Raw genomic sequence first — 4071 nt, forward strand, 5'->3', positions numbered from 1 at the left:
GCCACCGGCACGCAAGTCTCGCGGCGAACTGGTTGCGACGGTTTCTGCAGCGGTTCGCTGCCGATCGACGATTATTTGGCCGATGTGAACGGCCGCTCGATTGAATATGCCGGGTTCAACCTGCTGGTGGGCACGCGGGATGAGCTGTGGCACTACAACGCCAATGACACCGAGCCGACGTTGCTGAAGGCTGGCGTGTATGGATTAGCCAATGCCGGGCTGGATACGCCCTGGCCGAAGCTAGTGAAGGCCAAAGCAGCGTTCAGCGCCGTGCTGGAGAACCCCGAGCCTGAGGCACTGCTGGGGATTCTCAGCGACCCGCAGACCGCGCCGTTTGCTGAGCTGCCGGACACCGGCGTAGGCCTGGCGACCGAAAGCCTGCTGTCGAGCGTGTTTATCGCCAGCCCCAGTTATGGGACACGGGCGAGCACAGCGCTGATCGTGAATGGCCGATGGGACGCGGCGGATGCTGGAGCGCAGCTTTGGCCCGCACGGGGGGCGGCTGGGTGAGGTGGACCTGATGTTTTAGCGCTGCTTGGACCACCGCTATCGCAGGCAAGCCAGCTCCCACAGGGGAATGCATTCCAAATGTGGGAGCTGGCTTGCCTGCGATAGCGCCGGTACTGCTGGTAGAGCTGCCTGCTAGTTGAACTCATCCCCCACCGGATATCGGCTGTCATTCAAGCTCTCTTTGATCTTGCGCAAATGCGGCTGGAAATCCACTCCGCGACGCAGGGTCATACCCGTTGCCAACACGTCCAATACCGTCAATTGGATAATCCGAGAAGTCATCGGCATGTAGATATCCGTGTCTTCCGGCAGCGGGATGTTCAGGCTCACCGTACTGGCTTTGGCCAGCGGCGAGTTTTCGGCGGTCACGCCCAGCACTGACGCACCGTTTTCCCGAGCGATACGCGCCACTTCCACCAGTTCGCGGGTACGACCGGTGTAGGAAATGATCACGAACAACTCACCGGTGTGCGCCACCGAGGCGATCATGCGTTGCATCAGCACGTCGGCGTGGGCGGTCACTGCCAGGTTGAAGCGGAAGAACTTGTGCAACGCATCCATGGCCACCGGGGCTGAAGCGCCGAGGCCAAAGAAGTGGATCTGCCGTGCCTGGATCAACAAGTCCACGGCCTTGCTGATCAGCGCCGGGTCCAGGGCCTGGCAGGCACTGTCCAAGGAAGCAATGGCGCTGCCAAAGATCTTCTGGGTGTAGGCCTCGGGGTTATCATCGGCCTCCACGGCGCGGCTGACATACGCGGCGCCACTGGCCAGGCTTTGCGCCAACTGCAATTTGAGTTCAGGGTAACCGCTGACACCGAACGAACGGCAGAAGCGGTTGACCGTCGGTTCACTGACCGAGGCGGCCTGGGCGAGGGCGGCGATCGAGAAGCGTGTGGCCTGCTGCGGGTTGAGCAGGATCACTTCAGCGACTTTGCGCTCGGCCTTGTTCAATTCTTCGAGGCGGTTCCGGATCTGTTCCAGAAGATTTCGCACGCGGTCCATTCAGTCTTTCCTTCGGGCGACGATGCAAATAAAAAGGCGGCAACCAATCGATGAGTGGCTTTTCGCGGTGGCCTATCCTACTGAGGGTAGCTGAACACCACCACTCGCAATGCGTATTTCGGGAAAATGTTGTGGTTATTACTACATTTTTCCTTGAGTGATGCCTTGAAAAAAGGTATTTGTAGCTTAACTTGATAAAAGAACAAACATCATGCCTTCGATAACCGTGGAACCCTGCACCTTTGCCCTGTTTGGCGCCTTGGGTGATCTGGCGCTGCGCAAGTTATTTCCTGCCCTTTATCAACTCGATGGCGCCGGGTTGCTGCACGACGACACACGCATCCTGGCCCTGGCCCGTGAAGCCGGCTCCGAGCAGCAACACCTGGCCCATATCGRAAAAGAATTGCGTAAATACGTCGGCAAGGAACTCGACGAGGCCGTGGCCCAGCGTTTCCTCGCGCGCCTTTCGTATGTGCATGTCGACTTCATGAAGGCTGACGACTACGTTGCCCTGGCCGAAAAAGCCGGCAGCGCTCAACGCCTGATTGCCTACTTCGCCACCCCGGCGGCGGTGTACGGCGCGATCTGCGAAAACCTGTCCAAGGTTGGCCTGGCGGAAAATACCCGCGTAGTGCTGGAAAAACCCATCGGTTCGGACCTGGAGTCATCGCGCAAGGTCAACGACGCCGTGGCGCAGTTTTTCCCGGAAAACCGCACCTACCGCATCGACCACTACCTGGGCAAAGAGACGGTGCAGAACCTGATCGCCCTGCGTTTTGCCAACAGCCTGTTCGAAACCCAGTGGAACCAGAACTATATTTCCCACGTGGAAATCACCGTGGCCGAGCAGGTCGGCATCGAAGGCCGTTGGGGTTACTTCGACAAGGCCGGCCAGCTGCGCGACATGATCCAGAACCACCTGTTGCAGCTGCTGTGCCTGATTGCCATGGACCCGCCGGCCGACCTGTCCGCCGACAGCATCCGTGACGAGAAGGTCAAGGTGCTCAAGGCCCTGGCGCCGATCAGCCCCGAAGGCCTGACCACCCAAGTAGTCCGTGGCCAGTACATCGCCGGCTACAGCGCTGGTAAAGCCGTGCCGGGTTACCTGGAAGAAGACAATTCCAACACCCAGAGCGACACCGAAACCTTCGTCGCCCTGCGTGCCGATATCCGCAACTGGCGTTGGGCCGGGGTGCCGTTCTACCTGCGTACCGGCAAGCGCATGCCGCAAAAGCTGTCGCAGATCGTCATCCATTTCAAGGAACCATCCCACTATATCTTCGCCCCCGAGCAGCGCTTGCAGATCAGCAACAAGCTGATCATCCGCCTGCAGCCGGACGAAGGTATTTCCCTGCGTGTGATGACCAAGGAACAGGGCCTGGACAAAGGCATGCAACTGCGCAGCGGGCCACTGCAATTGAATTTTTCCGACACCTATCGCAGCGCACGCATCCCCGATGCCTACGAGCGATTGTTGCTGGAAGTGATGCGCGGCAATCAGAACCTGTTTGTTCGCAAAGATGAAATCGAAGCCGCGTGGAAGTGGTGTGACCAGTTGATCGCCGGGTGGAAAAAATCCGGTGATGCGCCTAAGCCGTATGCGGCGGGGTCCTGGGGGCCGATGAGCTCCATTGCACTGATTACGCGGGATGGGAGGTCGTGGTATGGCGATATCTGAATTGAAACTGCCTCAGGGCGTCACTGCCCATGAGTACCGTACGCCTGCGCTGCTGGCCGATGGCCTTGCCAATGACGTGGCCGAACAACTGCGCGCGGCCATCAGTGCCCGTGGCGAGGCGACGTTGGTGGTGTCCGGTGGCCGCAGCCCCGTGGCGTTTTTCCAGAACCTGGCCAAGCAGGGCCTGGACTGGTCCAAGGTCACCATCACCCTGGCCGATGAGCGCTGGGTGCCGGTCGAACACGCCGACAGCAATGCCGGCCTGTTGAAGCAACACTTGCTGCAAGGCCCGGCGGCCAAGGCGAAGTTCTTGAGCCTGTACAGCCCTGCCGCCAACCTTGAAGACGCTGCCGAGCAGGCCGATCGCCTGCTGGCCGAGCTGCCTGCCATTGATTSTGCTGGTGCTGGGCATGGGCGATGACGGTCACACCGCCTCGCTGTTCCCCAACAGTCCCAACCTGGCTGAAGCCCTGAAGCCCGACGGTACCCGCCGTTGCTGGCCGATGCTGGCACCGACCGTGCCGCACCAGCGCCTGACCATGAGTCGCGCGCTGTTGGCGACGGCCAACTACACCGTGCTGTCGATTTCCGGCAGTTCGAAATTGACTACCTTGAGCGCCGCCCTGGCCAGCAACGATGTTGCTGCCATGCCGATTCGCGCGTTTTTGCAACCTACTCTAGAGATTTTACTGGTGCCCATGAGCCAAGGATCAGCCGCTATGAAAAGCCCCCAATCGACCGTGTCCATGGCGGATAAAGTTGCCTTGATCGACAGCCTCTGCGCCAAGGCGCGGATCCTGCCGGTGATCACCATCGCCCGCGAACAGGACATCCTGCCGTTGGCCGACGCCCTGGCCGCTGGCGGTTTGACCGCGCTGGAA

General features: G+C 60.1%; 4 protein-coding genes and 1 pseudogene. 4 read left to right on the top strand and 1 reads right to left on the bottom strand.

The features are described 5' to 3' along the window. Nucleotides 1-529, top strand: a pseudogene (locus DQ405_RS27100) (NRDE family protein); the annotation flags it as partial. 113 nt (nucleotides 530-642) lie between these two features. Here DQ405_RS27100 and DQ405_RS25210 read toward each other — a convergent pair. Continuing rightward, a complete protein-coding gene (locus DQ405_RS25210) occupies nucleotides 643-1503 on the bottom strand; it encodes a MurR/RpiR family transcriptional regulator (protein WP_169856377.1) in 861 nt (286 codons plus the stop codon). Nucleotides 1504-1723: 220 nt separating this feature from the next. Here DQ405_RS25210 and zwf point away from each other — a divergent pair, with 220 nt between their 5' ends. From zwf to DQ405_RS28220, 3 genes are all read left to right on the top strand, one after another. Further along, nucleotides 1724-3190: a glucose-6-phosphate dehydrogenase gene (gene zwf / locus DQ405_RS25215; RefSeq protein WP_168426415.1), complete on the top strand. Its 1467-nt coding sequence runs from the start codon at nucleotides 1724-1726 to the stop codon at nucleotides 3188-3190. Then, nucleotides 3177-3611, top strand: coding sequence for a 6-phosphogluconolactonase (locus tag DQ405_RS28215; protein ID WP_274597441.1), 435 nt, complete (start codon nucleotides 3177-3179; stop codon nucleotides 3609-3611). The genes zwf and DQ405_RS28215 overlap by 14 nt, the downstream gene beginning before the upstream one ends. Next, on the top strand, nucleotides 3601-4071 hold a 471-nt coding region (locus DQ405_RS28220), incomplete at its 3' end, for a 6-phosphogluconolactonase (protein ID WP_274597442.1). The genes DQ405_RS28215 and DQ405_RS28220, both read left to right, overlap by 11 nt.

It is taken from the genome of Pseudomonas sp. SST3, from assembly GCF_003325755.1.